Below are 25,397 nucleotides of genomic sequence, written 5' to 3'. Positions count from 1 at the left end.
TCAAATGGACGTCGGCCCACCAAAAGGCGTCGGCGCATAAGCCCTCATCACGAATAAGATCCGGCATGGCGGCCTGAATTGCCCGCTTAATTTGGCTCTGATCGACCACCCCCTGCTCATCAATAGCGCCTTGTTGTTTTAACCAATCATGCCGAAAGGAGACTACCCCTTGCCACAACATAGACCCATTGGCTTGCGCTTGATCCAACTGGTCCCGTAACTGCTGCTCATCAGTCGGGGTAAAATTCAGCTTCTGTCCGTTAAAGGTCGGCAACAACTCTGGGGTTGCAGCGGCCGTCGCGTAGTCCCGTTTCATGTAATCTACATAGCCATTGACATCGTTTTCGTCGTACCCGTGATCAGTAGTTTGGCCACTTTGATTCAGGATCTGTTCTTTAATGCGGTCCAGGTCTTCTGGGGCCACTTTGGTCACCCCATCATCGCCAAAGTGATCGCGCATGTAGTCCACAAATTGCTGATTAGGCGCTGTGTATTGCCAGTGCGTTACCACCGCTGCCGTGTCCGTCCCCGGATCACTAAAAATTGCTTTACTCATGCCGCTATCCCTTCATAAATTGCCGGTCACTGACCAACGGCACTCGCTGCCAGTGCAACAGGACATCATAATCTTCCGACCGTGGGCAGTCGCCAATTTTCAACTTCCACCGTAGATATGAACGATCCACATTCATGATTTTTTCAATCGCGTCTAACGATAAATCAAAGGCCCGCAGGGCGCGGGCATACTGCCGATTAAGTCGCATTGGGCTAGTGGTTTGAGCACCCTGATCGACCCCTAATAATTCTCGGATCATCAAAAGTTTTTGCCGCGCTTCGCGGAGCCATTGTTGCTTTTGGGGACTGAATGGGCGCCCGTCACGATCACGCAACTCAACCACCGGTTTCACAAACCGACCGTTCACATCGTCGCCGATTAAGTCAGCCCAGGAAGCTTCCACCGTGTTAAATTCCTCGAGCTCTTGAATGAGTTTAAAAGCTTGCTCGTAACGGGTCGTGCCGGCGTCGTTATTCATCAGTTCGTCCCTCTCGTTTAATGGTTTGATTACGATCTTTATCTCGCATCACCTGCGCCCGCAATTGTTTAACAATCCCATTTTCTGGCGTCCCATCTGTGTACATACTCGTCAGTTGTTGGAGCTGTTGGTCATTATCCAAATGGAGGGCTTTGTACATTACCAACAGACCGTATAACGTTTCCGACAACAGATCTCCCTGGGCCGTCAACCGCCGGTTAATTTTCGTCAAGTCATTGTCCCGCACCCGCAAGAGTTCTTTTAATCGATCATGGACCGACAAGGAACTACTGGCGACAAATAATTGCCAACATAACCGAGCCATCTTGGACACTGTCTCACTGTCGGAGTTAGCCCCCAAAAGTTCTTTGACGGCCAGATATTTATCCCGATCTTTAACGTTAATTCTGATTGTCATTCGTCCCTCTTTCACGATTCCGCCTCCATTTCATCGTTGAGTAAGATTTCCGTTAGTTCCGTGTCATTGGCTTGTAGCTGTTCGACCAGCTGGGTGAGTTTGGCCACGCCCTCGGTGTTCTGATTTAATGCCCGCATAAAAGCATTGAAGCTCAGATTAATTTCACTCAGCGCTGGGCCCAAATACGACTGTAAGGCATTAGCCTGTTGGGTCTGGATCACTTGTTGGAGTTGATCCCGTAAAAATTCACTGAGCGTTTCGTACCCGTTGGCTTTCGCCATCACTTGTAGTCTTTCTTTATCTGTTGACTTAATCCCTCGGATAGTAATTGATTCATTCATGGCGATCATCTGTCCTTTCGTTCCTGAGAATTGTGTAGCTTCGTCTCGACGAACCGGGCGATGGCTTGGTACCCAATTGTTTGGGCCAAGTCTTCAAGGTACGCTTGCACATCAGGGTTCAGTCCTGGCAAATCTTTCACGCTAATTTTCGCACCCTCAGTTGTGTTGAGGAGTTTGCGAGGCAACACGATTTTTTTGTGCTTCGCCCTGTTCATAACGTCGACGGACGCGTGAAAGACAAAATGGTTTGTGGCGTCAAAGCACGGGAATTTAACGACCCGTTGTGGCCGCCATAAACGAATCATGAAAGAACGCAAATGCTTCATGATTTTTAAACCAATGATTTCAATAGGCAGCCCGACAAGTACCAAAAACTGTAAGAGTAGCCACGGATCATCATTGAGTTTTCCAGCAATCAAGAAAGACGTCGCTGAGGACAGTAACGCCCACAAAAGCAGCACAACAATATACAAACTAGTCAGGCAACAAATTGCGAACATCATTATTAATAGATGCCGTTTACGCATGTTTTTAGTCACAACTTTTACTTTTAAGGTGGAAATCTCGATCCATGGACACAATTGTGCCAAAAAGCATAACAACAATGCTGACAATACAGGTGCAGCGCTTGCTTTAAAACTAACGATAAAATTATTGATGATTGATTCTAAAAATTGACCAAGTTCTTGCATGTGTCCTACCTCCGTTTAGTGACCCGTGACAGCATAACGCACGGGGTCATTTTGACCAAAATCACACCAAAACCGGGTGGATCATGGTAAAGAGCATAAGGGAAACCAGTATACAGCTTCGCTGTATAGCCGGTAGTACCGGCGGTTTCGGAGTCGACTAGATTTTCTAAAATGTGCACGTTTGTGCACGCTTCTGTGCACGTTTGTGCACACCCTTTTTAACCCTGATTAACGCAACAGGGCATGATCGTTTGCCCCCTGGTTCTAGAACAATGACCACGCCCTTTGACCTACAACAAGGCCGCTAAATTGATCAACATGTGGGCCCCAAACGACCACCGTAACTGCCGTGTCTTTACATATAACGTGGCCAATAAACAGCCACAAACAAAATAAATGAGCCAACCGACGGGGGTCGAGGTGAGGTGAATTGTCGCAAATAAAGCACTGCTAATTCCGATCCGGGTCCCCACACTTCGCCGCGCCAGGAGCCGTTCAATACACCACTGACGAAACACCAATTCTTCCGTTAACGGTCCCAACACTAACGCGTCAATCATCACCAGCAGGGTCAATTGCGGTTGGTTTAACAGGGCTTCAAAGACGGCATTATTTGGCGTCATGACCTGACCACTAACGGCGCGATTAAACCAGCTCAAAGCCATTTGACTTCCGAATAACCCCACGACCGTCAGGGTCGTTAACCCGAATGCTTTTGACCATTTGACGGGGGTCAACCATGCCGGCTGCGGTTTGATAAATCGCAAAGTTGCCAACAACCCCAGCCACCCGATCAGCCACATCAACATCACTTGAGGGTGTTGCGAATTGGATTGTTTTAACATTAATCCGGGTAAGCTCTGGAGCATCAAATACCAGTACAAGATCCCGATAAAAGCCAACCAAGCCCCACTAGTTTTTAAGGCGGTGTCGGTCAACACAGGGGTGACATATTGGGTTAATGCATCGCGTCGATACGCTTTAATTTGTTGTTTTGCCACCACAAATTTCCTTTCTCAAATCCTGTAAACCGCTACTTAAAGCGACTAAATTCGACTGAGCCTTGTAGCTTATACGCCCCGGATTGAATGTCGCGTTGCTCTTGTTGCAACAGTTTAATCTTAGTTTGGTGACTCTTGATTTTGCCCTGTTGGGTCTTAACCGTGGCCGTTTGTGATTTGATTTGTGACTCATACGTGGCCACCGTTTGTTCATTTCGTTTCTTTTGACCCGCGGTATTGTATTGGTTATCCGCTTGATTTTGTTTCAGGTTATCTTTGGCCGTATTGATGGCTTGATTTGCGTCCTTAATTTTTTGTTGGTTCTGAGCAATGTACCCTTGCTGCTGTTTAATTTCATCGCCAACCACCCCAATTGCGTAAGCCTTACGGCCCTCATACTTCAGCCCATGCTCGGTTTTAACCTGCTTGGGCAAGACATTAAACTGGAGTTGTTTTTGCGCGTTCTTTTGATTCTTAGAACTGTTTGAATTCGTATCAGCGGCGAGATTTACCGGGACATTATCATTGGTCACGGTAATACGCATTGCTTTAAACTGCTTCGGCAAATGCCGCACCGCCACCACAACTTTATCGCTGGTGGTCGGGATCACTTCAGCTTTGGCCAGCGGCCCATTCAGGACTTGAAACTGCCAATCCAGGTGCTTTGTCGACAGTCCATTATCCGAACTGGTCCCACTACCGGCTTGCGTTTCAAAGCGTAAAACCATGAATTGTTTGGCCGCATTGTATTGTACTGACGTCACCTTCATTTGCCCTGAACCATTTTGGAAGCTAGCGTACTGGTTGAGCTTAACCGGTGTCACCCCGGTCACCGCATTGGAGAAACGGGTCCCAATTAATAACCCTAAAATGAGAGTCAAAACGACCCCATACACACCCAAATTCAGCCATTTAAAATGTTCACGATACCAAAAACCGAAATGACTGAAGCGCTGCTGAAGTCGCTTCGCCCGTTGTTGCATTGATTTCACTTTCATGGATTCACTCCTTGTTTTTTACGCTGGTTTCAACCAGCCACTGATTAACATCAATTAGCTGGGGCCACAAATTACTCGGCGTCATTTTAGGATCTTCATCAGGATCAAACACGGTCAAGACAACACCTAAACGGTCCGCTTCGGCGCCCTGTGGCTGCTGATTAGACTGATGTTTTCGATCATTCGTGAACGAAATCATGGTGAGCATTTCTGCTTCACGATCAGGAAACGTTGCTAAACCGAGCACGCCTTTTTCAATAATTTCAACCGGTAAAATGGTGGGCACTTCAAACCAATACACCCGCTCACTTAAACCGTGTTGTAAGACTAAGCGAGCTTGTAAGAACACCCGTGGTTCATTCATTGAACGTTCCTTCCTCTGTAAGTTAGTTGTCTAAATAAAGCGACGAAATTTGTGATTTTGGCACTGTAGCATCAACAATTACTTGTGTAGCTAACCATTGATCGGGTACTTTGAATGCCTCCGAAGTAATCTTTTGATGGTAGTACTTAATTACAATTTTAGGTTGCCCCACGGATACCATTCCTCTGGTAACTGAGTGGGAATAATCAGATAGAAAGTCGTTAGTAGATTTCACAGCATGCTCATCGTGTGCAAGGTAAGAAACATTATATTTTTTAACTGAGATAATCTTTTGAGGACGAATTGTTTCTGTGTTATATGGCTGATTCTGACGAGTTGCAGAAGATACCACGCAAGAAAAAAATAAAAAGAAAATCATGGATACTGCAAGAATTGCAAAAGGTCCAAAGAATAATCGAAGCTCGTCTGTTGTCCCCTTTTTCATTTCTGAAATAGTCCAAAATATTTCGTATATCCAGGTACCCAGTAGCACTATTGCAATTAACCACCAACCCCAACCGATTTCGCTTAATATTTGCACTTTCTTCTCCTCACTTCCATAAGTGTGTCAGTTTTCGCTGATCAACCCGAATCGCCGATGATGACCCATGGGTTAATGCCTGCGGCCATGACGCATGGCCATGATCAATAACCACCCCAACTGGCACTGAAGTGACTGAATATTGGGGATACAGTTGGCGACCTTCTGACGAGCGCGTATTGACCAAAATGGTGTTCGCCGAATGCTTGATTAAAGCCTGATTGATCGCTGGTGTTGCCGCCCGACAATACGCACAGCCCGGTCGAAAAAAGATCACCACTGTTTTGTGTGAGCGCACTTTTACCGCCTGCTGTACGCGCTTTTGAACATGCGGTGTTTGTTGCAATGGTCGGTGTGTAAACGTCCAAAACCCACCACTAATCAGTAAAAAGGCAAAAAATAATAAGCCAGCCCCCAAAAGGCTCTGCTTTACCCGTGGTCTCATACCAACACCCGACCAATCCGCATCGCGTGGTCAAATACCTGCATGCTGGGCTTTTCACGGTGAAAATAATAACGATTGTCTGAATAACCACCGGTGTGGTCGGTCAACCAGCGTTTAGCACTGCGGGCATCGTTAAACAGCAACGGTCCCCCCGTCGCGTCACACACTGCTTGATTTAAACATTGATCAATAATAATAAACTTTGCCATGACTATGCCTCTTTCCGTTCTGCATATGCTTTAACAATCGTGAACACTTCGTTTGCGCGCCGCATGCCCTTCGCTGTAAGCCGGTAATAATGACCGCGGCGATCAGCTCGATCCATTCTTGTTTCAATCAACCCTTGCTCAATCAACCGCCTAGCACTGTTCGACACCAGGACCGGCGAATACTTAACCGCACGGCCAAACTCACCTGGGTGTAATTTTTCATTGGTCTGTAGGTATAGCAGCATTTGGGTTTCCAACGCATTAAACGGTGCCTTTTTTAAAAATCCTTGAACCTCATTTTGTAACGCGCGGGCGTCATTAAACTGGGCAAACATGCCCTCAATTGCGCTATTCATCATCTAATCATCTCCTATCTAACCGCTTGATAATATTCGTCAAACGTAATGGGATCTAAGTCAGGTCGTGTTTCTTCAGGAATGGCCTCTAGATCACTGACACTAACGAAATAGTAGTTCTCACCCACGTTGTCGCCTGTGAATCTATGCGATCCCGTAAGATTGCGTCGACTTTGGCCAAACTGACCGGTAGGTACTCGTCCAAATACGTCAAACAGCGTAAAGGGAGAATAATGATCTTTACTAACAAGGCCTTTACGCGCTTCCTCCAGCTTTTTAAAGAGCGGACTATTTTTTCTAAATCCGCGAAAGCCGTCTTGCGCTTTCTTTAAAGCAGCCTCAAACGCATAGGTTTCGCCGTCAACAACCACAGCTGAAAAGTCATATGGCATGACTCCAACCAAATTCTCAGTTGAATCAAGGTTCAACAGTTCGGTGTAAATAGCGATTGCTTCCTGCTGGATTTGATGATGTTTTCCCTGGTTATCCAGACATTCCGCTGCATAACTATCTGGTTTAACCATGTAAATCGTATCCCGTGAATTCAATAAATTAGTCATGTGCTACCTGTTCCCCTTCTAAAAAAACAAAATCCGAATTAACAATCCACTAGCCAGCACACTCACTAACCATGGCAAAAGCCGGTCAAGCAGTCGCGGCCACTTTTGTGGGCGGTCTGGCAATTCTGACCAGGAACCCGCAATCATTTTTTGCAACCGACGATGCTCACGTTGTTGCCGTTCTGTCTCGCGCTTGGGCCGTTGCGTGTACAACATCTTTAGGCACCGCCCTTCAGCGGTCCGTAATACATTGCCTGCTCAGTCCCAATCAGTGACCATTCGCTCATAATGGGGTGTGGTAGGCGCCAAACGGCCACGATCACCGCTGTTTGCTTCACCATGACCCCCTGATCTAAACGCATGATCATCACGACCTCACGCCGCGCGATTTCGTCCGTCCGCAAGGCTTGTGGTAACTTAACCGCCAAAATGGCCGGTTGTAACCGTTGTTCTTGTGGTTGCGCAGACAATAATTGAACCGTGATCGCGTTACAATCCTCGATCCGCAGTCCTTCATGGTGACCAGGGCGGCGATGCAACTGCTGTCCCACCATGGCTACACCTCACTGGCGCGGCGCAAGCGATGCGAAATTGTATGGACTTGCTGAACTAACAACGCATGATCAGCCTGTAGAACGGCTAACTCGTCGAGAACCCGATCCAAGTCATCAGCCGGTGCGTTTAACCACAACACGCGTTCACATTCCGCCGCTTTACCCCCCACTTGTTGTTCCAAATGGCGTAAGCGTAATTGTAAAATGTTATATTCGTACACCCAGAGGGCGTGAAGCTTAGTTGGCCGCATGGGCTTTACCCCCTTCCTTAAACGCCCCTTTGATGACTTTCTTTGGGGGTAGCACTTGATCTAACTGCGCTAACACCCGTTTCATCTCCGCTGAAAATTCAAACGAATACGTCACTAAGGCGTCATCGTGATCTAATTTCGCCAACCCTGGCAGATACAAGATCCCCCCGATCTTCTCTAACAACTGCTGCCCGGCTCGCATGGCTTCGTTAACCTCTTTACGGGTATTGACGACCATTTCCAGGTTTTGAATTTGATTTTGTAACGCTGCCACCTTGGCCTGTTGGTCAGCGTGTTGATTAGACGCCACTGGTTGGGCTTTGAGCGCTGTAAGCTCAGCTTGTAAACGACTGACCGTTTCGGTCAGTGTAGCTTTACTAGCCTTTAAATCGGCATAATCAGCAGGCTCCTGCGTGATCACTTCCGGCTCCTGGTCACTGGCCGTCTGTAATTGCCGTTCTAAACGCCGCACATCTTGTTGTAACGTCTTCTTGTCCGCCCGCAACTCCCGGCTATCTTGCCGATACACCGTTAACGCCTTCGTGGCGCGTTCTTGTTCCCGTTCTGCACTGGCCCGCTCTTGCACGGCAATCGACACCCGGTCATGTTCCGTCTTCCATTTCTGCTCCAATGCCTTGTATTCCTTGGTCGTTGTCACATCACCAGCAAAGACTTGTTGATTCAACGCTGCCGACGCGGACGGTTTAGACATCTCATACGTCAACGATTTTGGTAACTGTTCAAATAATTCTTTATCTTCCACCTCGTCCAAATTTTGGACGAGGTGAAAACGATTAATTAAGTTATACCCAGTCTGCTTACTGAAGCCTTGCGCCTTTAGCCAATTGGTAAACAGTGGTGTTCCATTGCCAACTGACGCCATATCCTGCTGCGCTTCATACAGCTGTTGTCCCAACGCTGTAATGGTTAACGCCTTGATCTGGACAATCTTCAACGCCCGTTCATGCATGCGCCCGGATAAATCATCGGGTAATGCCCCATAATCAAATTCAGGTAACGACTCCTCTAACGCACTTTTATCAACTTCACTCATCACTAGTGCCCCCTTCTGGCTCACTTTGGTTCAAGCCCTGTCATCAGGACACAAAAAAGGGAACTAACGCTTATGCGCTAGTTCCCTCACTGTTAGTTTGTAGTATACAGCTCCTCAAATAACCGATTACCCCCACAACACCTCTCACCCAATCATTCACAACCCGAATTATTAGATAACAGGCATCTGTCGTAGGAAAACAATGGCAAATCTGCTAAAATAAGATGCTGTGATGCTATAACCATCACAGTAGAAGGGTGCTAGTGCAATAACGTGTTGAGACGTTATTGTACGTTCAGCGAAGGCCTTGGTACTTCCAATACCAAGAAACTATCGCTGAGGCACTCTTTTTTTGTGTCCCCATGACAGGGCTCAAAAAGATTCAATTTTTAACACTGTAAACATAGCACAATAATCACAAAGACACAATCTGCAATATTCACAAACTAACCGTACCATAATGCGAACACATGTTCATTTTTATTAAAGCAAACTTCCGCCGGAAACACAAGTGAAAACGCCAACAAAAGTTCATTAAACCCACAACAAGAACGCCGAGCAAGCACATCCCAAGGCTAAACGGCTGCCCAGAGAAAAACTAAGTATCTAAGAGATAAAACCTTTATGGCAAAGTAGAGCACAAATTTAACCTGTATCAACCAACGCTAATAAAAGGATCTCTGGTGCCGGTTGAGCCGTCGTCTCCGCCACTTTAAATTGATCCAGGTCTACTAGGACCTGTCGAATAAACGTCCACCAGGCGTCTTGCTGGGCACGTTGTTTCGTTAAGAGCGTTTTGATCAACATTGCTTGCGTGGCCATTAAAGCAGGCCGACTCCCACGTCCTGGTTGGACAAACAATTTTCCTGCTAGTTGTAACTGACTTAAAACTTTCTGTAACGAGGCCGCACTAATGTGCAGTGCTTTCCGTAGATCACGTGTTGAAATAGCGATCCGGTCTTGGCCATTCCCTACCCGATTAACGTAAGCGACGACGTCGCTGGCCCATTCATGTAAGTGGGAATACTGCCGGGCTGCTCGCGGCTTGGCAAACTTGGTCCACTGAGCTGGGGTACCAGCGCCAAACTTGGGCGTTGTGCCTAACCAAATCGCGCATAGTTCACGAATATAGGCCTTGGCCGCGCCGTTGTACCGGCCACTAAACGCATCATGCACCGTGCGCTGAACCTCTTGGTTATGTAAAGGCGCGGCTAGATTAGAATTAAATTCATCCAGTAAATCAAAAGCGGCAGCCTCTGACCACGCCGATGAGTAACACGCTAAGGCCAACGTTAAGATGGTGTTATGCCGACCAAGCCCCTCCCCTGCATGAATGTCCGTCACTTGTAAAAGTTCTTTGAACCAGGCCTGTTGGGTTTGGGCCGCAAACTTGGGTGTTTGCACCACATGTAAATCAACCTGGGCTTTTTGGGTAGCAGAAAAACGCTTTGACCAATCAGCAAATTGATCAAAACTAAAGGTGGATTCGGGTAAATAAGCCAGCAGGTTATCTTCATGTGGCATTCTAAAAATCCCAAAGTTGTTACAACCAACATCAACGGCAGGCAATCCTTGGCTAACATATGCTTTTAAGTTATCAGCGATCTTTTGCGCCACTGTCAGCCCTGGCATCTGCCCATTGGCATGGCGCTTAAAGAAGAATGGTTGCTCTAAAACATAGTACGCATGAAACCCTTTGTCGGTCGATAAGACCATGGTTGGAATCATGTTGTCATCAATCACTAAGCGTTCTAGAATCGTGGACTGTTGGGCCTTCATCATCGCAGGTGACGCAAAGTCGACATCAATCACAAATGCGTTTAGTTGTTGGAGATTATTCGCCGCGTGCCCACGAATATAGTTTCGGTCAGCGCCACCGTAGCCCAACCAAACAAATGGATTAGGGGTCCAGTGGGTCAACTTAGTATAGTCTTTATGTAATGCTTCAAACGAGGTGTAAACCACCCCATGACTGTGGCTCATGGCCGCTTTCGAGCGAAAACCAGCGATTGCGCCCTTTTTATTAAGATCTTCATGATCAGCCAGGGCAACTAATTTACTGTTGCGGGGCTGATAAGTATGTAATGAGTGGTGCAAGATCTGTTCAATTGCCTGCCAGGCTTGGTCCATGTGGGTTCACCTCTTTTCTGGTATAAAAAAAGACTCAGCATTTTTGCTTAGCCTAACCAGTTTCGTAGTGTACACACTTCATGGCTTTTCACCAAATGCGTGACAATTTCCGAGAATTTGCTATAATAGATTTACAAGTTAATAGCAAATCAAGGGTCTACTGTGGATCCATAGATAACTTTCGCGGCCAAACGAATGGGTTATTTATGGAATGAGGTTAGGCTCTTTTTTGTTTTCAATTCAATAATGTTATTTGAAAAGCTCATCAACAAAGGCTTGATGCATCTGGATTTCAAAGTCCAGTAAAGGCTGATACAAATCAATCAGCAAATCTTCAAGCTGATCGATTGTTGCTCCTCGGAGTGTTCGGCTATCACTTAGTAAGGCAGACAAACCTGAAACCGAAATATCTGCGTCCTGGGCAATACCTGACATTGATATGTGATATTTTCTAACCAACACTTCCACAAGAAACTTGACATATTCATTGCGCTTTTCGATATCTAATTCATTTGATCGTTGCATAAGTGTCCCTGACTTTCACTTTCCTGATTGAGAATGTTATTTCTCAACGAAATTAGTATATTCTTAACATTCAGATTTAGCAAGCCTTTTCAATAATTATTTACACGCTAGAAACCTTAATGCGGCGCCTTTTACAGTAACACCATATAAACTATGATGTTACTGTTTTGTTTTGTAATATATTATGTTTTAACGTAATTACAACTTACTTTCTATTGCCTTTTAGAAAACCCTGTCATATCATACGTTATAGAAACTACGATTTAACATCATATAAACTATTATGTTTAAGCATACGTTGTTAACATATTATGTAACATAATGGTTTTATAGTCACGGTTCCAATACTCTTGCAAAAAGGTGGGCCTAATTAATATGGCAACTTTAAAATTTCCAAGCAATAAAGAAGCAGTTATGTTGGCAGTTGTGTTTCCAAAAGGTGGGGTTGGTAAAACAACCACAACCGTCAATTTAGCGGGTGCTTTATCAAAACAGTATCCTGATCTTAGAATTCTTGTTGTTGAAACTGATGATCGTGGTAACGCAGCTACCAGTTTTAATCTCGACTCTTCAACTTTCGACGCCACCTCGTATGACATCTTCATGGGCAACATGACCCCAGAAGAAACAGTTGTGAAAGCATACAAAAACATCGACATCATTGCCTCAAACAAGGACATGAACTACCTTGAATTTGATCAATTAGCCGAATACGATCAACGTATGAAAGATAATCTGTGGAACCTGCTTCAGACCGAAGGTCCAAAGCTACTTGAAATGAGTCGTGAGGACTTCAATAAAGAAACCACAAAAGGTATTAACCTGGACAGTTACTATTTCAATATCTTAGCTGGAAAGTTCGACAACCTGCGCAAACAATATGATGTAATCCTTTTCGACACGCCAGCTGAACTTAAGGCTGTTTCATCATCAGTACTTAGCATTGTCGACCAAATGCTCATTCCCATTGAACCAGATCCATTTTCAGTTGATGGTTTAAGCAATATCGTACAACGTGTTGCTACAATCCGTGATAAATACAATCCTAAGCTTCACATTGCTGGTGTCTTGGCCACTAAAGTTCGAGCTCGCACAGTATTACATGCTGATGTTACTAAAGACCTAATGCGTTTTTGCATGCACAACAATTTGAATTATTTAGATACTCAAATTCCAAATTCAATTCGTTTTGCCAGTTCAGCCGGTTACAAAGGCTTACCTGCAACGTTGTCAGGCGATCCAAAGGAAAAGTTTATTCATAATTATTTCCAACTCGCCAATGAATTGATCAGCAATGGTAGCTTTACCAGCCAAAACTAAACAATTTCACAACGATTTATAAACTATGATGTTGTATAATAGTAATAGTTTATAAAGTGTTACTAAATTAAGAGGTATTAAACTATGAGTAGAAAGAATACTAAGGAACGGCTCGTCGAAAGTAAAACTGCAGAGCAAGACGCTCCAGTACAACCCTTATGGAAGACCCGGCTTGCCGACGGAAACAGCACTACTAACCCACAATCAGAAGTAAGCATGTTTGATGGTTCAACAGCCGCTACTGAACAAAAAACAAGCGATGCAACTTCAGCGTCGGTTGCTTCACCTACTAAAAGCGAAACAAGCGTGCCCGCGGTTGATTCAAATGCTGCTTCACCAGCCACAGATGTTGAAGAACGTATCAAAGCTTTTCAAGCAAAGCATCAAAGTGAGGCTGCTTCTGTGGCCACAACTATCTTAAGCCCTAAAAGTATGAACGATATTATCAAGCAATTAACCACAACTCCTTCTGGGAAGCACCGCGCTGGTTCTAAAGGCCTAATTACATCCATTTATGTTAATGGTGCAGCTCATGAATTGCTTGAACTTGGTATCATTGATCAAAATCAGTATGATCGCTGGCACCGCGATTACAATTTGTAGATCGTTGAAAAGAAAGGACAGTAAACATGAAAAATCATTTTAAAGCAATCATAATTTCACTAATGACGCTGACGTTAATTTGCACATTAACCGCTTGCGGAAAACAATCTGCCAGAGAACATTCTCAACCAAAAACGCCAGTAGAACAGCTCACCAAAACTGGACAAGTTGTTTTCGTTTCATCCAGTAAAGAGAATTTAGATGAATCCTCAGTCAATGACGGTATCGTCTATATTTATCGCTTTACATCCAATCATAAAGTTCAAGTACAAACCGTTTCTCAAAGTGCAAAAAATTTATCAATTGCTGATAACACATTTCAAAAAGGAGCTGAAGCAGATACAATTTACCCAGGTTCTTGGAAGAAAACAGGTACTAACAAAATAAAAATAACAACACATAACAGTGGCCAAGAATTAATCATGAATTTTGACAAAAAAATACACGGAACTACAGCAAGTAGTCAAACTAAATATACTGGTTTCTCAGATAGTCATAGTCAAACTGCAAATCCTTACTGTTATATTGTCACAAAATAAACAAAAAGCAGGTCACAATCATTTAATGATTGCGACCTGCTTTTTGTTTGCCTTATTTCGCCAATGATCCGTCAAATTTGGCTTGTGTAAATTTCTGCTGCTTGACGTTAAACGTTAAGTCATACACTGATGTAGCTTTACGTTCACCATTATCAAACTGCGAAGAGGTGACCGTGTAGGTCGTAAAGACCTTTGCGGTTAGGTTGCCATTAGCGTCTTTTGCCCCCTGATAGACATGCACGTCCTGCACCGTGGAGTTGATACTGGTTGCTTGTTGAACCTTGGCGTTTTGTTTACGCTGATCTGCAGGTCCAGTAAACGCCGTTACGACCGCTTGATTACCATACTGTCCAACTGCTTTTGGGCGATCCGCATAACTGCTTGTACTGTAGCTATACGCCGCATTAACTAATTTAGTAGCGCGGTCGGTTAACGTGGCCTCAGGCACCGTCACGTCTCCTGATGCCTGGGCTTTTGCCGGTTCGTGGACGATTTGTTTTTTCGTCACTGTCTTAGTCACCACCCGCGGGGGCTGAACATGTTTTGTCAATAGGTTGCCACCCACAAAACCAAGGCCCAGGGCGACCACCACGAGGATCCCCAACTGCCAAGCTTGTTTACTACTGGTTTGATTCATTTTTTTGCCTCATTTCTTGAAATGTAAGTAATTGGACGCGTCTTTAGCATCGATGGTACGCGTATGATAACTACCGTCACCATCCGGGGTGGATTTCGTAGCCCAGTTATATTCTTCCAGATCAACCTTTGAGCCTTTGACGGCGGACACAATGGCCACGTGTCCGTACCCACCATCTTCAAATTCGGCCACACAACCCACGCTAGGGGAGTGGTCCACTTGGACACCTTTTTTACGCGCATTAGCGGCCCATTCACCACCATTACCGTTATTCTCAATCAGATTATCCGCGATGCCTTGGTGCTTTAATCGCCAGGCCACAAACGAGGTACACTCACGGTTGTAATAACTAAGTGAATCAGTCGTTGAGTCCTTTTCAGCGTCTTTGTACTGTTTCGGATAATCATCACCTTTAGCGGCCGCATCATTTTGATCACCACCGGCATCACAACCGTCATTGTCTGTACTAGTGCTGGTATTGGCGGTATTTCCGGCATCAATGGTCCCACTGGTAACAGGATCACTCCCAGCCAGTTTGGCATACCAGTACTCGGCTTGCTGAGCCCGAATGGGCTGGTTTAAATTCCCCGGAACTTCAACCTTGGTCAACCAATCATTGGCGGCCTGATCAACATCGGTTTCGGTTAAAATTTTGCGATAGGTGGCATTGCCTTGCACTTCGCTCCACATAAAATCTAATTGCACATTTGGATCGTCCCAGTTTTTACCTTGCGCGTTGGCAAAGGTCAGTAGATTGGTATGTCGCCCAAATGTCCATTGTTCGACACCAATCCCTACATTCGGATTGTTCAACCCTAAGGCATCTGAAATACCGCCTTCTAAAATGTGAAACTGAATGCCAGACTCACTCTGAAAACTGCCTAAAGCTCCACAAATGCCGGCACTGGTCGTATGGTGCTGAATACCATAATCATAGATAGTTTTCGCGTTAGCGGCCATGTCGGTGGTCACGCCGGCGGCGGTACCACCAGTAGCCGCCGTTGTATCACAATCATTTGAACTGCTAGAACTCGAAATCATGGCAATAAACACGCTCCAACTAAGTAACACCAGCACCAACACACCAACAATCGCGAGCGCGATCCCACCGCTTAATAACAGATGCGCTTTAAGCCACTTCTTCAATCTCGATCACCTCGATCACGTTGGCGCCACACCAACAACCAGGTGCCCATGATGACCAACGCCAACACCAGGACCCAAACTGGAGCGTGAAGCATTAGTAAGACGAGTAAGAGGGTGGTGATACAACCAGCCACAGCTACCAACGGCCACAGCTGGTAAATGTCCTGCGAACTTCGGCCCTTTAAAGCCTGGCCTCGCGCCACCTTGCATTGATAATCATTTCTCAAAGCCTTAATCGGGTGTCGCCACGCACGTGCTTTTTTACTCATCATGGGCCTCCTATTTTCCGCCATCAAAGCGGGCTACCTGTTCGTCTGATGGCTGAACATGAAAGACTAAACTTCGGTAACCAGATATGTTCATGAACACGTCCCCTTGTTCCAACTCGCTGACTTCGCTCAACGTCGCATCAGAAATCGACTTTTGTAAAGCGGAACGTAAGAGGGGCATGTCTTCAGGCGCCGTGTTAAAGAAACACCGGTAATTGGTGAGTTCGAAGATCTTCTTAACGTCGGTTTGATAGGGCGTATCTTTTTTCCCCGGTTCAGAGGGGATAATAATCCCTTGGACTGACGGCGCGCCCATCACCATGGCACAAAAGTTCTTCCGCATTTGTTCCATAATTTCGGCAATGAACCGAGCGACCGTGGGGTGCTGCGGCGTTAAAAGCGTTTGGACTTCGTCCATGTGAATCTCAAAGTTGGGTGCGTCTTCATAACGGACTTGACCGGCTTTAACTAACGCCCGGTACTTCTTCCCGTTGTTTACGATATCCGCCTGCAACATCGACAGGGTAGACATCATCACCGCATTGAACGTCCCTTCGCCATAACTTTTTAACCGCTCAGTTTGATAGGTGACGACACTTTCGTGGCTCAAATCCGGCAAATTAGTCACACCTTCATACAAGTCACCGTGCGTCTGTAACATTGATTTAAACGTGTTGTAGATCCGCTCCACAGACGGCGCTGACGGTGCGGTACTCTTGACTGCGCCGAAAACTATCTAACGCTGTGACGAAGTCGGACAACACCGGATATTCTTCATGACGCAAGCCGGTATTCTTGATCAGATCGTAATCACGCTCTGGGTTCATCGACCACATCACCGCATGCCGGCTTTGGCCAAAATCAATGTAAAACTGACTTAACAGTTGTTGTAATACCATTTGATCATCTGGTGTAGCCGAAGGGTTTTCACATTCGAAAATACTCTGTAATTTGGCAAAATGATTGTTCATGCTCCCGATCTTATCCACGGTCGTGCCGTCAAAATTTGTCATGGTCGGGAAGATCTCAAACGGATTGTTTTTGTACTGTCCACCAGCTAGATCCATTAGCACGCCACCATAGTGGGTGGTCATTGACCGGTACTCGTTGGACACATCAAAGTTGCGAATGAAATTGCCACGCATAAAGCCATCATCTTCGACCATCTTTTGAAAGGTTGATTTACCCATCCCAGGCGCACCAAGCACCATCATGAATGAGGCCGTGCGGTGTTGATCCCGTCGGTAAAAATCAAAGTTAACGGCGCCGGAAGTACTGGTGTACCCATAATAATTGCCAAACGGATCGTCAAGCTTCACATGATCAAATGGCAGCCCGCCACCTAAATCACGCAGGCTAATCGGAATCCCTTTACGCCCGCCGGGCAATGATTCTTGTAACATGGTCGGCGTGAACATGCTTTGCCATTCCGCGTCTTGTTCCCCGGGCAGCGTCCAGACGCGAAATTTACCAATGTCTTTCTTGATCTTTTTGATTTTGGCCGTCAACTCGGTGAGGTCATCAGCGTACACATAAATGCGAATATACAGCCGTTTCATCACTAAATTGTTTTGCATCAGATCTTGCAAGAGCGCCATGTTATCTTGCGTATCGTTGTTAGCTTCCATATTGCCTTGCAAACTGTTGTTACCACTGATTTGCGAAGCCTTTTCCTGTGTGGAACGGGCAAGTGACGCCATGATTTCTTCCGTGTTTTCTGTACCAACAGACAACACCGTTAATGTGTCGTCGTTAGTAACTAACGGGCGCAACCAGTAGTCCGGCATGCCATGTGAGGGTAGCTCCATCACATCCAAACAGGCAGCCACACCATCGCCAAAGACAGAATAAGTTTCTTTAAAGCTGACGTTCCCTTGTGGTTGAGTCTTTTCAATTAAATGTAGATCGTAACCTTCGTTAATTAGGCGATCCTTTTCGCGTTGCTTCATGTTGGTCCGCTCCTCTCTATAGCTCCGTGTTCAAATTATGCATGGTGTGACACAACCGTTCTTTTTCAGCCACAGTCATGTCATCTAAAATGACCGTCTCACCACCGGTTTGTTTGGCCCGACTAACGAGACTATCAAGCTCGGACAAGCGTTTACTGAAAATGACCAGGACAAATTCTAAATTAAATAGTTGGTCCGCAATCGTCTTTTCGGTATTAATCGCGTCCATCACCATCATTTGTCGACGTTTCAGACTGCGACGCCGTCTAGGATCCGTTGTTGCATCAAATTCATTTAACAAGCGGGCGTACAACCGGCCCCAATACCCTTGTTGACTTAATGTGTCCGTCGGGAATTTTGTGAAAATGATTTGTTGATCTTCCAGGTTACTGCCTTCAAAATCCGCGAATTCGTTGAGTTTCTTAATCCGTTCCTGGTTACTCAAACTGTCTAAATCTTGACCGCGGATCGTTAATAGCTCTGCGTAGCCGTACTCATGTTGTAGGGCCAGGTAATGCTTTGGACCAACTAACGCCTTGTAATTGAGGTATTGCCAGATATTAGCAACCTTGCTTTTACTTTCTGGTTCCATTTTGGTTTGAATGGGCATACTTATAACTCCTCGTATCGGTTCATGCTGTGATATCTTTTGGCCCGTCGATTCACGACTGCCAGCAACATGTACGTATTTTTGTGATAACTGTCATGTGGCTTGATCATGGTATACAACGCCAGGACAACCAACAGAATCCAGTAAATGAGCTGATTCAACGCTTGATCCGGAGGAAACAACTTAGCGCCTTGCACCCCCAACATAAAGATCACACCGACTCCCAAAAGGTCGACAATGTAAATGAAGCCCAACTTAATCCGGGCCCGTACCCCTTTTGAAACACCATAATTACCATTCATGTTGTAATCCACAACGACCCCTCCTGTTTGACTGATATAGCTATACCTTAAGGAGTTGCCGTATAATTAAAAAAAGCGCACAAAAAAAGAGGAGCAAGGCTCCTCAAGAAAGAGATGCTTCTAATGTTCAATAAAATTAACCAAAATGGTGACCATAATCACGCTAGTATCACTAACAACAATATGAATGTCTCATACTTGATTAAAAACACGTCTTATACTGGCAGTAATGGCCAAGGAGATAAATGGTGGAACTTCTTAGCATGGGCCTTTTTTTCCATATTTACTACTCTTATTCGTTCCTACGGTCTTATTTTAAACGAACTCCAATCCCACATAACTGAGATTCGTCTTACACTTGTCACTGTTGTTATTACCATTTTGCTATACACAATTGTGAAACACAAAACTAGTTCTTGGATAAAACCTTTAGGAATTATCCCCGTAAACGCACTTTTTGGTATCTTACTCTATCAATTAATACATGTTCAACCGGACCCCGCACAAATGAATATTTACGCTAATGTCACTTTTCAAAACCTTTTCGAATTAGGCAAAACCAACGGATTTTCTTTACCCGTAATGTTCCCAATTTTACACATCACGATGATTATGCTGCTTGTCCTATCAGCAATTTCCTACGTTTATACGATTTTACGCTATCAGCGCGTTGGCACTTGGTCAAATCTCGTTGTGCTTATGCTCGCACTAGTATTCATTCTTAATTATCAACAGATTCTTAATTTTAATCCCACCACAATCCAGCTACCTTCGGGCTGGCCAACTTTCAATGACGTCCTCCAAAAAAGCTTTGGCCTGCAACCATAAGCCGAGTAATGAAAGCGATTCAAAAGTAAATGTGGCATAGGTAAACCAGTTATAACTGATAAACCCATCTTCAAACAACTTATTATCCAAATACAGAGAACCCCATAGACAGTAAAAAAACGCTGTGCAAACTGTCATCGCTAGAAAGCACTTACCAGCGAGTTGCAAATAGTTTTTCATTATTTTCATTGTGTAATCCCCTCACTATCGATCGAATGTTTTATACAAACAGTCCCCGTCAATATCTGAATCTTCCAACTCAGCACGATACTCGTAAGCTAAAGTCTCAGCTTGAGCAAGCACAGAATTTTTTAGTAATCGAGGCCGCTGAGACTGAATCCTTTCATATAGTCCTGGATCTCGTGTTTCCAATACCCAAAGCAATACTCTAACTACATTAGGGTCTTCCTCGCCTTCTAGGCTGTCCATCTTACACGCCCCCTCGCATCATAATTTGCGACATTACATTTCTTCGTTATCTTCACAATCACTCACCAGGCCGTTCGTAGGTGGCTGTTCATTCCGGATCAGGATTAAATATCGAACCATCATCAATTTTGATTGAAACGCTGACAAATTTACTGTGCGGGAAATTTTTGGCAATTGATTTTGCAAAAATATAAAAACCATCTTGCTCATCATCAAAATTGAAATGTCTTGCTTTAGATAATCTAGCAGTAATCGTCACCGTGTCTTTAATGAAATCTTCTTCGTTGTATGTCCAGCCAGGCCAATATAAACCTTGGTCTGCTAAATACCAACCGTCAGCAACTTGTAAAACTGCGGTTTTGTCCGAATTGATAATTTGTTGTTCGTAATCACTCATATTCATCGCAAATGTTCCTCCTCAGGTGTAGTTATTCACTCACTTCCACTTTCATGCTTGTACAGCTACACCTTACATAGTTTCCTGATGAACCGAAAAAGTGCACAAAAAAAGAGAAGCCGAAGCTTCTCTAACAAAACACAATTATTCATAATGGCTCCAGGCTGAGAAAATACTGACCGTTTTCGTTTCGTCATCGATACTGTACACAACGCGATGTTGGGTGTTCAGGCGACGCGAGTATAATCCAGCACTAGTGGGTTGTAACTTTTCAAAAGATTGCGTTAAGTCATAGGGATTGGACTTCAATGTATTCACGATATCCAAGAACTGTTCCTTCAAATGGGATCGCTTCAACTTCTTAAGATCACTTTTAGCCGAATTTTTAATTCGCACTTGATATTCACTCATAGTTCGTCCCAATCAATAGCATCAACATTGGTAAAGTCGCTATCATCGTTCATACGCCGACGCACTTTATCCATAGTACCGGTACCTTCTAGATACAACGTCTCTGCAATTGAATCCCAATCCTTTTTGGAAATCACAACGGCAGCATCATTCTCATTACCATTTGCGGGCATCACTGTAATCGGTTTTTTTTGGTTATTCACGTCTTTCAGAATTTTATAAAAATTCTTGCGTGCATTTGTTGGTGTGTAATTTTCCATAGTAATCACCTCAACTATATTATAACGTACGTCAATGGCGTACGCAACATAGGTGCTTGTTACTTATTGGATTTAAACCCCCAAAACTCGTGCTGCTTATACGTTTGTTTTTGAAGATCGCCGGTGGCGGTCTTTTCTTTACCCGCCTTGGTGGTGTACGTAAAACTGATCTGGTCGCCAGCCAGCAACTTGTCAACTTCAGCGTCAGTAAACCGATGACCGGCCCATGTCCGGTTGAATTTAACTTGTTGGCCTTGGGCGGTTGTGCCAGCTGTCTTCACAACTGGTTTTCGAGCCAAGTCCCCCGTCGGTTGCCCCAGTTCCTCACGCAACGCACTCGCATTGGCCAACATAATGGGCTTATCATGCACCGTCACCTGCGTCACTGTGTTTAAGACCGCGTCAGGGTCTTTTTCAAACTGACCCACGGCGGCCATGCCATCAAATAGTTGTTTAGTCACCGTGGTGGACGCAATCATGGTGCCCTTCGCGATAACGGCCGTCACTTGTCCGGTCTGGGTCAAAGATAACTTCCCTTTGGTCTCCTTAACCAGCGCGCCAGTCCCGGTGGAAATGTTAGACATCGTGCTCAAGTGGGTAGCTCCTGTGCCCACTTGATGTTTTTCTAAGTAGCCAAATAGCCAACTTGTCGTTGGTGCTGCTGGCTTTTTATTGGCCCCTTCGTACACAAATGGTTGGGCGGTTTTACCGACTTTCACAGGCTTGATCTCATCGCCCAGCACCGTCTTGAAACCTAATGCAACTGGTTTTTTAAGCGTCGCTTGATAGTCGGGAAAATCCTGTAGACCTAAATCAATCGCCATGTACTGATAATTTTCGGCCAGCATGGCTAAAGCACTACGTGCCGCCACTGTGTAGATTGCTTGGGCAGCGGGGCCAAATTGATCAAGCTCAGCCAAGCTTTGGGGCAATTTACTTCCTGGACGATTAGCCCCGTGGCTGCCTTTGCCCACATGAGTTTTTCGCGGCTCCAAGTGCGTTAACTGGCTTGGATCGACACCCACTAACTGAGCAATGGCGTCCCGATGTTCCACCAACTCTGCAAACTGATCCGGTGTTACCACATGGTCTTCGGTCCGCGGATACGACATATAATCAGCATCGTACATTGCTTGATAAGTGTCTTGAACTTGTTTAGCACTAAATTGCTGGCCTAACTTCCCGGCCAACTTCGCTAAATCTAGCAGTGGTGGCGGAATCTGTTGCTTAGCCGTCTTCTTTAGTACTTGTACCGTTGTTGCGTGCAATTGATCAACATCAGCTTGGGCGGCGCTAGCTTGCTCATGTTGCGCCTGCATGAGGGTAGCTTCCGTTAGCTTTCGTTTAAATACATTATCGTATTGATCATGAAAACGGGCTTCATAATATGGCTTACGCACGTACTGTTTAATGGCCTGTAACCGTTGGTAAATTAAGCTGACCATCACTGATTTAAGGCGACCTTGCGGGGCCACGCGCACGTTGTAACCTGCATTTCGTGCTGCTAAGGTTGATACCCGGGTCAACTGCATTGATAACCAATCCCACTTGTTACGCACGTCAGCCTTAACGTAGTCCCCATCATGTGCTTGGTCGGTAACATCAATCAGCTGTCCCATGGCTTTAGTAAAAGCGGTTTTAAACTCATCGTCGAAAAAGGCGCGCAACACCTGGCCATGCCAATCAATGGCATTAATAATTTCCCACGCCAGCAGTTCACCTTCCCCAGAGGGATCGTTATCCGTCGCAATCACAATGGCTTGAGCTTGGGTGGCCAACTTTCTAATTTGATCGATGGTGCTCTTCGAACTTTGCTTCTTTCCAGTATGTGGATTGGTTGACTGCTTATAGGTGCGGCCCCAGGTGAAATCAGCAATGGTCCACGGGACTGTCTCCAAGTTCCACTCGTGATACTTGGCGGCCAAGTTAGGAGTCACCAAGTTTTCCGGTTGATCCAACTCCATCAAATGTCCATGAGCTGCCGTTATTTCATAAGAATGGCCGTCAAAGCTACCCGACCGACCACCTAGCGCCGCCGCGAAATGTTTTGCAGCACTGGGCTTTTCCGCCAGAATCAAATAATCCATGTTCTACGCCTCCGTCTATTCATCATCATCGAGTTCTTTGCCTTGAACCTGACGCATTTGGGTTCCCTGCGCCAAATGGTTTTGGGCACTCTGTAAATGCTGCGTGGCACTGCCTAATCGTGGTGCCTGATGCTGGCCATTGCGTTCAGCCCGTGCTGATCGTTGCCCAACCGGCGTTGGCCGCTTTTGGGCCTCTCGGTCGACCGTCTCAGGCCGTTGTAGACCTTGCTTAGTCGTATCGGCCCGTTGCGCCGTGCCACCAGTTTGGTGCACTCTGGAAGTTGGTTCAGTGGACGGTATCGTTGCTTGATTACTTTGTCCAGGGCGTTGGGCTTGATTGCCTGGCCGGTTTTGCAGACCATGGGCCGTTTGATTGTTGCCCGCTGGGTTGCTCGTTGGTTGAACTCCATGTGCATCGGGCGTTGGTGTGTTGTTCGCCGCACCCGGTGCTAGATTACCAGCTTCACCAGTAGCACCACCATTTGAGCCAGCGCCTGTTGTCGAGCTTGGATTATTTTGCGCGTCGCTGGTTGGTTTCACCTTATCGGCACCACCATAAAAGCTATCTTTGACATCTTGGCCAAAATCATTGACCTTGGACTGAATCCCATGCGCCGTGTCTTTAGCCTTCGCACTGACGTTTGCGCCGGCAGCTTTGGCGGTTTCAACTGGGTGAGCAACCGCTTGAGTCGTGGCCCCAACCATTGTCGCTGCCCGATTAATCCCGCCATTAATGGCGCTTGGTGCACGTCTAGCGACGTTACCAATTCCACCAGCCACCTTAGAAGCGCCGTTCACGCCAGCTCTACCAGCTCCCATGGCACCAGCGCCAGCCGCCATACCGAGGGCACCAGCGCCAGCTATCTGTTGCAAGTTCTGTGCGTGTGATTGTGAAACCCCGGTATAACGTTCAATCGCACTGATTCCAGTTAAGTCACCAACCACCACCGCAATGTACAGCAGGAGCATAAAGATCCCACGCCCTGCGGCCGGTAAACCACTCACCGCGTCGGCAGATGGTGCGTAACTTAGCAACACTAGAGATAAACGTAAGACCACAACCTCCAACACCACGGACATCATGGCGCCAGTGACCGCACCCATCAATTCCTTCCACCGCTTTAACGAACTTAAATTCGACAAGCCCACCAACGGGGAAATCACTAACAAGATAAAGGTATTGTAAATTGAAATTAACGTCCGCAAGGTCAACACACCAAACATCACGATTAACATAATTTGTTCCGCAATCATCGTGGACCAATGAACCCGGTATTCGGGATAAACATCATTTAACCCTTTCACAATGGAATGCTGACTGTTAGCTTGCAAGGCATACTGCTTCGTGCCATTATCATCAACCGAATTGGCCGCCAATTCGTATTTTAAAATTGAGCCAGGCTTTTTATCGTCTTTATCCAAGTTTTTGATTAGCGGACTGTCATCATCTAATGTGGCGGAAAAGTCCGTCTGTTGGAGCAACTTATTTTCCGAACCAATATCGTTAAGGCTCGCGTAATCCCCATTTTTGACCTTGATAAAGCCTTGACTATCTAAATCGTAGTTGAAGTCATGTTTAGCAATCACAGCTAAGTCAACGACATTTTCTTGAATTGGCTGTAGTGATAGTCCGGACGGCTTCTGGTCATTTTCTTTCTGGTTGACTGACGTCGTTTGTTCTTCATTAATAACTTTGGGAATCGCCGTTGTTGCCGTACTAGTCAGCCAGGGTAAGCCAAACGTGACCAATAAAACTACGGTGGCATTGATCAAAGGCTGTTTGTATTTAACCTCTCTCCCAAAATACGAGCTCACAATGAGAAAAATCAGGCCACAAATTCCAATGGACATGCCCAGCGTCTGTAGACCACTAAAAAACATGCCTGCCGTGGTCTTGGTGGAACCAAGATCATTGGCCACACCAATCATTTTAAATGCGGCATTAAAGATACTTTCCATGGCCGTATCCGCAGCGTACAGGCCATTCACCACCCCAGCCAAAATCTTGTACAGAATTTTACTGGTTGTGACGTTAGACGGATTTAGGTATTGGTGCCATGCTTGGTAAAAATCAAGCACGCGTCCATTAGTTGAACCGTCTGTCACTAATTGACTATCTGGCATCGACACTAGCGCC

The 25,397-nt window shown here is 45.6% G+C and carries 36 protein-coding genes; 4 read left to right on the top strand and 32 right to left on the bottom strand.

What is annotated here, in order from left to right:
• From mobL to ACKTR5_RS07710, 19 genes are all read right to left on the bottom strand, one after another.
• The coding region (gene mobL, locus ACKTR5_RS07800) for a relaxase MobL (RefSeq protein WP_407880553.1) at positions 1-556 on the bottom strand (556 nt) is incomplete at its 3' end.
• A gap of 4 nt (positions 557-560) precedes the next feature.
• Positions 561-1,034 carry a hypothetical protein gene (locus ACKTR5_RS07795; protein WP_407880552.1) on the bottom strand — a complete coding sequence of 158 codons (474 nt, stop codon included), beginning with the start codon at positions 1,032-1,034 and terminating at the stop codon, positions 561-563.
• Positions 1,027-1,452: a hypothetical protein gene (locus ACKTR5_RS07790; RefSeq protein WP_407880551.1), complete on the bottom strand. Its 426-nt coding sequence runs from the start codon at positions 1,450-1,452 to the stop codon at positions 1,027-1,029. The genes ACKTR5_RS07795 and ACKTR5_RS07790 overlap by 8 nt, the downstream gene beginning before the upstream one ends.
• Before the next feature lie 11 nt (positions 1,453-1,463).
• Complete coding sequence (locus ACKTR5_RS07785) at positions 1,464-1,793, bottom strand: hypothetical protein (RefSeq protein ID WP_407880550.1); 330 nt, start codon at positions 1,791-1,793, stop codon at positions 1,464-1,466.
• A gap of 5 nt (positions 1,794-1,798) precedes the next feature.
• Positions 1,799-2,485 carry a hypothetical protein gene (locus ACKTR5_RS07780; RefSeq protein WP_407880548.1) on the bottom strand — a complete coding sequence of 229 codons (687 nt, stop codon included), beginning with the start codon at positions 2,483-2,485 and terminating at the stop codon, positions 1,799-1,801.
• A gap of 290 nt (positions 2,486-2,775) precedes the next feature.
• Positions 2,776-3,486 (bottom strand): CPBP family intramembrane glutamic endopeptidase, encoded by a 711-nt coding sequence (locus ACKTR5_RS07775; protein WP_407880546.1) that lies wholly within the window; start codon positions 3,484-3,486, stop codon positions 2,776-2,778.
• A 32-nt stretch (positions 3,487-3,518) separates the two neighbouring features.
• On the bottom strand, positions 3,519-4,484 hold the full coding sequence (locus ACKTR5_RS07770) for a hypothetical protein (RefSeq protein WP_407880545.1): 966 nt from the start codon (positions 4,482-4,484) through the stop codon (positions 3,519-3,521).
• 4 nt (positions 4,485-4,488) lie between these two features.
• The gene (locus ACKTR5_RS07765) at positions 4,489-4,848 is read right to left on the bottom strand and encodes a hypothetical protein (protein WP_407880543.1); all 360 of its coding nucleotides are present in this window, start codon (positions 4,846-4,848) and stop codon (positions 4,489-4,491) included.
• Positions 4,849-4,870: 22 nt separating this feature from the next.
• The gene (locus tag ACKTR5_RS07760) at positions 4,871-5,389 is read right to left on the bottom strand and encodes a hypothetical protein (protein WP_407880541.1); all 519 of its coding nucleotides are present in this window, start codon (positions 5,387-5,389) and stop codon (positions 4,871-4,873) included.
• Between the two features lie 10 nt (positions 5,390-5,399).
• A complete protein-coding gene (locus tag ACKTR5_RS07755; RefSeq protein ID WP_407880540.1) occupies positions 5,400-5,834 on the bottom strand; it encodes a thioredoxin domain-containing protein in 435 nt (144 codons plus the stop codon).
• Positions 5,831-6,043, bottom strand: coding sequence for a hypothetical protein (locus ACKTR5_RS07750; protein ID WP_407880538.1), 213 nt, complete (start codon positions 6,041-6,043; stop codon positions 5,831-5,833). Before ACKTR5_RS07750 ends, ACKTR5_RS07755 begins: the two co-directional genes overlap by 4 nt.
• A gap of 2 nt (positions 6,044-6,045) precedes the next feature.
• Positions 6,046-6,402 carry a MarR family winged helix-turn-helix transcriptional regulator gene (locus tag ACKTR5_RS07745; RefSeq protein ID WP_407880536.1) on the bottom strand — a complete coding sequence of 119 codons (357 nt, stop codon included), beginning with the start codon at positions 6,400-6,402 and terminating at the stop codon, positions 6,046-6,048.
• Positions 6,403-6,413: 11 nt separating this feature from the next.
• A complete protein-coding gene (locus ACKTR5_RS07740; protein ID WP_407880534.1) occupies positions 6,414-6,959 on the bottom strand; it encodes a hypothetical protein in 546 nt (181 codons plus the stop codon).
• An 18-nt stretch (positions 6,960-6,977) separates the two neighbouring features.
• Positions 6,978-7,175, bottom strand: coding sequence for a hypothetical protein (locus ACKTR5_RS07735; RefSeq protein WP_407880533.1), 198 nt, complete (start codon positions 7,173-7,175; stop codon positions 6,978-6,980).
• A 2-nt stretch (positions 7,176-7,177) separates the two neighbouring features.
• Positions 7,178-7,513: a hypothetical protein gene (locus tag ACKTR5_RS07730; RefSeq protein WP_407880532.1), complete on the bottom strand. Its 336-nt coding sequence runs from the start codon at positions 7,511-7,513 to the stop codon at positions 7,178-7,180.
• 2 nt (positions 7,514-7,515) lie between these two features.
• Positions 7,516-7,764 carry a hypothetical protein gene (locus ACKTR5_RS07725; protein WP_407880531.1) on the bottom strand — a complete coding sequence of 83 codons (249 nt, stop codon included), beginning with the start codon at positions 7,762-7,764 and terminating at the stop codon, positions 7,516-7,518.
• A complete protein-coding gene (locus tag ACKTR5_RS07720; RefSeq protein ID WP_407880529.1) occupies positions 7,751-8,818 on the bottom strand; it encodes a hypothetical protein in 1,068 nt (355 codons plus the stop codon). Before ACKTR5_RS07720 ends, ACKTR5_RS07725 begins: the two co-directional genes overlap by 14 nt.
• Before the next feature lie 645 nt (positions 8,819-9,463).
• The gene (locus ACKTR5_RS07715; protein ID WP_407880527.1) at positions 9,464-10,948 is read right to left on the bottom strand and encodes a primase C-terminal domain-containing protein; all 1,485 of its coding nucleotides are present in this window, start codon (positions 10,946-10,948) and stop codon (positions 9,464-9,466) included.
• A 249-nt stretch (positions 10,949-11,197) separates the two neighbouring features.
• The gene (locus ACKTR5_RS07710) at positions 11,198-11,473 is read right to left on the bottom strand and encodes a hypothetical protein (RefSeq protein ID WP_407880525.1); all 276 of its coding nucleotides are present in this window, start codon (positions 11,471-11,473) and stop codon (positions 11,198-11,200) included.
• 375 nt (positions 11,474-11,848) lie between these two features.
• Here ACKTR5_RS07710 and ACKTR5_RS07705 point away from each other — a divergent pair, with 375 nt between their 5' ends.
• From ACKTR5_RS07705 to ACKTR5_RS07695, 3 genes are all read left to right on the top strand, one after another.
• Complete coding sequence (locus ACKTR5_RS07705; protein WP_407880524.1) at positions 11,849-12,793, top strand: ParA family protein; 945 nt, start codon at positions 11,849-11,851, stop codon at positions 12,791-12,793.
• 84 nt (positions 12,794-12,877) lie between these two features.
• Positions 12,878-13,396: a hypothetical protein gene (locus ACKTR5_RS07700; RefSeq protein ID WP_407880522.1), complete on the top strand. Its 519-nt coding sequence runs from the start codon at positions 12,878-12,880 to the stop codon at positions 13,394-13,396.
• A gap of 26 nt (positions 13,397-13,422) precedes the next feature.
• Positions 13,423-13,935: a hypothetical protein gene (locus ACKTR5_RS07695; protein ID WP_407880520.1), complete on the top strand. Its 513-nt coding sequence runs from the start codon at positions 13,423-13,425 to the stop codon at positions 13,933-13,935.
• Positions 13,936-13,987: 52 nt separating this feature from the next.
• On the opposite strand, the gene ACKTR5_RS07690 is transcribed toward ACKTR5_RS07695, so the two are convergent.
• From ACKTR5_RS07690 to ACKTR5_RS07660, 7 genes are read right to left on the bottom strand one after another with little or no spacing between them, the layout of a single operon-like run.
• A complete protein-coding gene (locus tag ACKTR5_RS07690; protein ID WP_407880518.1) occupies positions 13,988-14,572 on the bottom strand; it encodes a hypothetical protein in 585 nt (194 codons plus the stop codon).
• Positions 14,573-14,581: 9 nt separating this feature from the next.
• Complete coding sequence (locus ACKTR5_RS07685) at positions 14,582-15,718, bottom strand: phage tail tip lysozyme (RefSeq protein ID WP_407880517.1); 1,137 nt, start codon at positions 15,716-15,718, stop codon at positions 14,582-14,584.
• Positions 15,715-15,987: a hypothetical protein gene (locus ACKTR5_RS07680; RefSeq protein ID WP_407880515.1), complete on the bottom strand. Its 273-nt coding sequence runs from the start codon at positions 15,985-15,987 to the stop codon at positions 15,715-15,717. The genes ACKTR5_RS07685 and ACKTR5_RS07680 overlap by 4 nt, the downstream gene beginning before the upstream one ends.
• Before the next feature lie 10 nt (positions 15,988-15,997).
• Positions 15,998-16,648, bottom strand: coding sequence for a hypothetical protein (locus tag ACKTR5_RS07675; RefSeq protein ID WP_407880513.1), 651 nt, complete (start codon positions 16,646-16,648; stop codon positions 15,998-16,000).
• A gap of 4 nt (positions 16,649-16,652) precedes the next feature.
• A complete protein-coding gene (locus tag ACKTR5_RS07670; protein ID WP_407880512.1) occupies positions 16,653-17,936 on the bottom strand; it encodes a hypothetical protein in 1,284 nt (427 codons plus the stop codon).
• 16 nt (positions 17,937-17,952) lie between these two features.
• On the bottom strand, positions 17,953-18,546 hold the full coding sequence (locus tag ACKTR5_RS07665) for a hypothetical protein (RefSeq protein ID WP_407880511.1): 594 nt from the start codon (positions 18,544-18,546) through the stop codon (positions 17,953-17,955).
• A gap of 2 nt (positions 18,547-18,548) precedes the next feature.
• Positions 18,549-18,860: a hypothetical protein gene (locus ACKTR5_RS07660; RefSeq protein ID WP_407880509.1), complete on the bottom strand. Its 312-nt coding sequence runs from the start codon at positions 18,858-18,860 to the stop codon at positions 18,549-18,551.
• A 111-nt stretch (positions 18,861-18,971) separates the two neighbouring features.
• On the opposite strand from ACKTR5_RS07660, the gene ACKTR5_RS07655 reads away from it, so the two are divergent.
• Positions 18,972-19,676, top strand: a complete 705-nt coding sequence (locus tag ACKTR5_RS07655) for a hypothetical protein (RefSeq protein WP_407880508.1) — start codon at positions 18,972-18,974, stop codon at positions 19,674-19,676.
• Positions 19,677-19,880: 204 nt separating this feature from the next.
• On the opposite strand, the gene ACKTR5_RS07650 is transcribed toward ACKTR5_RS07655, so the two are convergent.
• From ACKTR5_RS07650 to ACKTR5_RS07625, 6 genes are all read right to left on the bottom strand, one after another.
• Positions 19,881-20,105 (bottom strand): hypothetical protein, encoded by a 225-nt coding sequence (locus ACKTR5_RS07650; RefSeq protein WP_407880506.1) that lies wholly within the window; start codon positions 20,103-20,105, stop codon positions 19,881-19,883.
• 88 nt (positions 20,106-20,193) lie between these two features.
• Entirely contained in the window at positions 20,194-20,508 is a 315-nt protein-coding gene (locus ACKTR5_RS07645; protein ID WP_407880504.1) for a hypothetical protein, read from the bottom strand.
• 138 nt (positions 20,509-20,646) lie between these two features.
• Positions 20,647-20,913 (bottom strand): Txe/YoeB family addiction module toxin, encoded by a 267-nt coding sequence (locus ACKTR5_RS07640; protein ID WP_407880502.1) that lies wholly within the window; start codon positions 20,911-20,913, stop codon positions 20,647-20,649.
• Positions 20,910-21,173 carry a type II toxin-antitoxin system Phd/YefM family antitoxin gene (locus tag ACKTR5_RS07635; protein WP_407880500.1) on the bottom strand — a complete coding sequence of 88 codons (264 nt, stop codon included), beginning with the start codon at positions 21,171-21,173 and terminating at the stop codon, positions 20,910-20,912. The genes ACKTR5_RS07640 and ACKTR5_RS07635 overlap by 4 nt, the downstream gene beginning before the upstream one ends.
• Before the next feature lie 59 nt (positions 21,174-21,232).
• Positions 21,233-23,260 (bottom strand): DNA topoisomerase, encoded by a 2,028-nt coding sequence (locus tag ACKTR5_RS07630; protein ID WP_407880498.1) that lies wholly within the window; start codon positions 23,258-23,260, stop codon positions 21,233-21,235.
• 15 nt (positions 23,261-23,275) lie between these two features.
• Positions 23,276-25,384, bottom strand: coding sequence for a pLS20_p028 family conjugation system transmembrane protein (locus tag ACKTR5_RS07625; RefSeq protein ID WP_407880496.1), 2,109 nt, complete (start codon positions 25,382-25,384; stop codon positions 23,276-23,278).
• Positions 25,385-25,397: the final 13 nt, after the last annotated feature.

The organism is Furfurilactobacillus entadae (assembly GCF_045862745.1).
Classification (GTDB): Bacteria; Bacillota; Bacilli; order Lactobacillales; family Lactobacillaceae; genus Furfurilactobacillus; species Furfurilactobacillus entadae.
This window is presented reverse-complemented; position numbering and strand designations above follow the sequence as displayed.

Excerpts from the sequence above, each read along its gene's own strand:
- ACKTR5_RS07795 (WP_407880552.1), bottom strand. The coding sequence starts at position 1,034 with ATGAATAACGACGCCGGCACGACCCGTTACGAGCAAGCTTTTAAACTC.
- ACKTR5_RS07790 (WP_407880551.1), bottom strand. The coding sequence starts at position 1,452 with ATGACAATCAGAATTAACGTTAAAGATCGGGATAAATATCTGGCCGTC.
- ACKTR5_RS07785 (WP_407880550.1), bottom strand. The coding sequence starts at position 1,793 with ATGAATGAATCAATTACTATCCGAGGGATTAAGTCAACAGATAAAGAA.
- ACKTR5_RS07780 (WP_407880548.1), bottom strand. The coding sequence starts at position 2,485 with ATGCAAGAACTTGGTCAATTTTTAGAATCAATCATCAATAATTTTATC.
- ACKTR5_RS07770 (WP_407880545.1), bottom strand. The coding sequence starts at position 4,484 with ATGAAAGTGAAATCAATGCAACAACGGGCGAAGCGACTTCAGCAGCGC.
- ACKTR5_RS07765 (WP_407880543.1), bottom strand. The coding sequence starts at position 4,848 with ATGAATGAACCACGGGTGTTCTTACAAGCTCGCTTAGTCTTACAACAC.
- ACKTR5_RS07755 (WP_407880540.1), bottom strand. The coding sequence starts at position 5,834 with ATGAGACCACGGGTAAAGCAGAGCCTTTTGGGGGCTGGCTTATTATTT.
- ACKTR5_RS07750 (WP_407880538.1), bottom strand. The coding sequence starts at position 6,043 with ATGGCAAAGTTTATTATTATTGATCAATGTTTAAATCAAGCAGTGTGT.
- ACKTR5_RS07745 (WP_407880536.1), bottom strand. The coding sequence starts at position 6,402 with ATGATGAATAGCGCAATTGAGGGCATGTTTGCCCAGTTTAATGACGCC.
- ACKTR5_RS07740 (WP_407880534.1), bottom strand. The coding sequence starts at position 6,959 with ATGACTAATTTATTGAATTCACGGGATACGATTTACATGGTTAAACCA.
- ACKTR5_RS07735 (WP_407880533.1), bottom strand. The coding sequence starts at position 7,175 with ATGTTGTACACGCAACGGCCCAAGCGCGAGACAGAACGGCAACAACGT.
- ACKTR5_RS07730 (WP_407880532.1), bottom strand. The coding sequence starts at position 7,513 with ATGGTGGGACAGCAGTTGCATCGCCGCCCTGGTCACCATGAAGGACTG.
- ACKTR5_RS07725 (WP_407880531.1), bottom strand. The coding sequence starts at position 7,764 with ATGCGGCCAACTAAGCTTCACGCCCTCTGGGTGTACGAATATAACATT.
- ACKTR5_RS07720 (WP_407880529.1), bottom strand. The coding sequence starts at position 8,818 with ATGAGTGAAGTTGATAAAAGTGCGTTAGAGGAGTCGTTACCTGAATTT.
- ACKTR5_RS07715 (WP_407880527.1), bottom strand. The coding sequence starts at position 10,948 with ATGGACCAAGCCTGGCAGGCAATTGAACAGATCTTGCACCACTCATTA.
- ACKTR5_RS07710 (WP_407880525.1), bottom strand. The coding sequence starts at position 11,473 with ATGCAACGATCAAATGAATTAGATATCGAAAAGCGCAATGAATATGTC.
- ACKTR5_RS07705 (WP_407880524.1), top strand. The coding sequence starts at position 11,849 with ATGGCAACTTTAAAATTTCCAAGCAATAAAGAAGCAGTTATGTTGGCA.
- ACKTR5_RS07700 (WP_407880522.1), top strand. The coding sequence starts at position 12,878 with ATGAGTAGAAAGAATACTAAGGAACGGCTCGTCGAAAGTAAAACTGCA.
- ACKTR5_RS07695 (WP_407880520.1), top strand. The coding sequence starts at position 13,423 with ATGAAAAATCATTTTAAAGCAATCATAATTTCACTAATGACGCTGACG.
- ACKTR5_RS07690 (WP_407880518.1), bottom strand. The coding sequence starts at position 14,572 with ATGAATCAAACCAGTAGTAAACAAGCTTGGCAGTTGGGGATCCTCGTG.
- ACKTR5_RS07680 (WP_407880515.1), bottom strand. The coding sequence starts at position 15,987 with ATGAGTAAAAAAGCACGTGCGTGGCGACACCCGATTAAGGCTTTGAGA.
- ACKTR5_RS07675 (WP_407880513.1), bottom strand. The coding sequence starts at position 16,648 with ATGTTACAGACGCACGGTGACTTGTATGAAGGTGTGACTAATTTGCCG.
- ACKTR5_RS07670 (WP_407880512.1), bottom strand. The coding sequence starts at position 17,936 with ATGAAGCAACGCGAAAAGGATCGCCTAATTAACGAAGGTTACGATCTA.
- ACKTR5_RS07665 (WP_407880511.1), bottom strand. The coding sequence starts at position 18,546 with ATGCCCATTCAAACCAAAATGGAACCAGAAAGTAAAAGCAAGGTTGCT.
- ACKTR5_RS07655 (WP_407880508.1), top strand. The coding sequence starts at position 18,972 with ATGTTCAATAAAATTAACCAAAATGGTGACCATAATCACGCTAGTATC.
- ACKTR5_RS07650 (WP_407880506.1), bottom strand. The coding sequence starts at position 20,105 with ATGGACAGCCTAGAAGGCGAGGAAGACCCTAATGTAGTTAGAGTATTG.
- ACKTR5_RS07645 (WP_407880504.1), bottom strand. The coding sequence starts at position 20,508 with ATGAATATGAGTGATTACGAACAACAAATTATCAATTCGGACAAAACC.
- ACKTR5_RS07640 (WP_407880502.1), bottom strand. The coding sequence starts at position 20,913 with ATGAGTGAATATCAAGTGCGAATTAAAAATTCGGCTAAAAGTGATCTT.
- ACKTR5_RS07635 (WP_407880500.1), bottom strand. The coding sequence starts at position 21,173 with ATGGAAAATTACACACCAACAAATGCACGCAAGAATTTTTATAAAATT.
- ACKTR5_RS07630 (WP_407880498.1), bottom strand. The coding sequence starts at position 23,260 with ATGGATTATTTGATTCTGGCGGAAAAGCCCAGTGCTGCAAAACATTTC.
- ACKTR5_RS07625 (WP_407880496.1), bottom strand. The coding sequence starts at position 25,384 with ATGCCAGATAGTCAATTAGTGACAGACGGTTCAACTAATGGACGCGTG.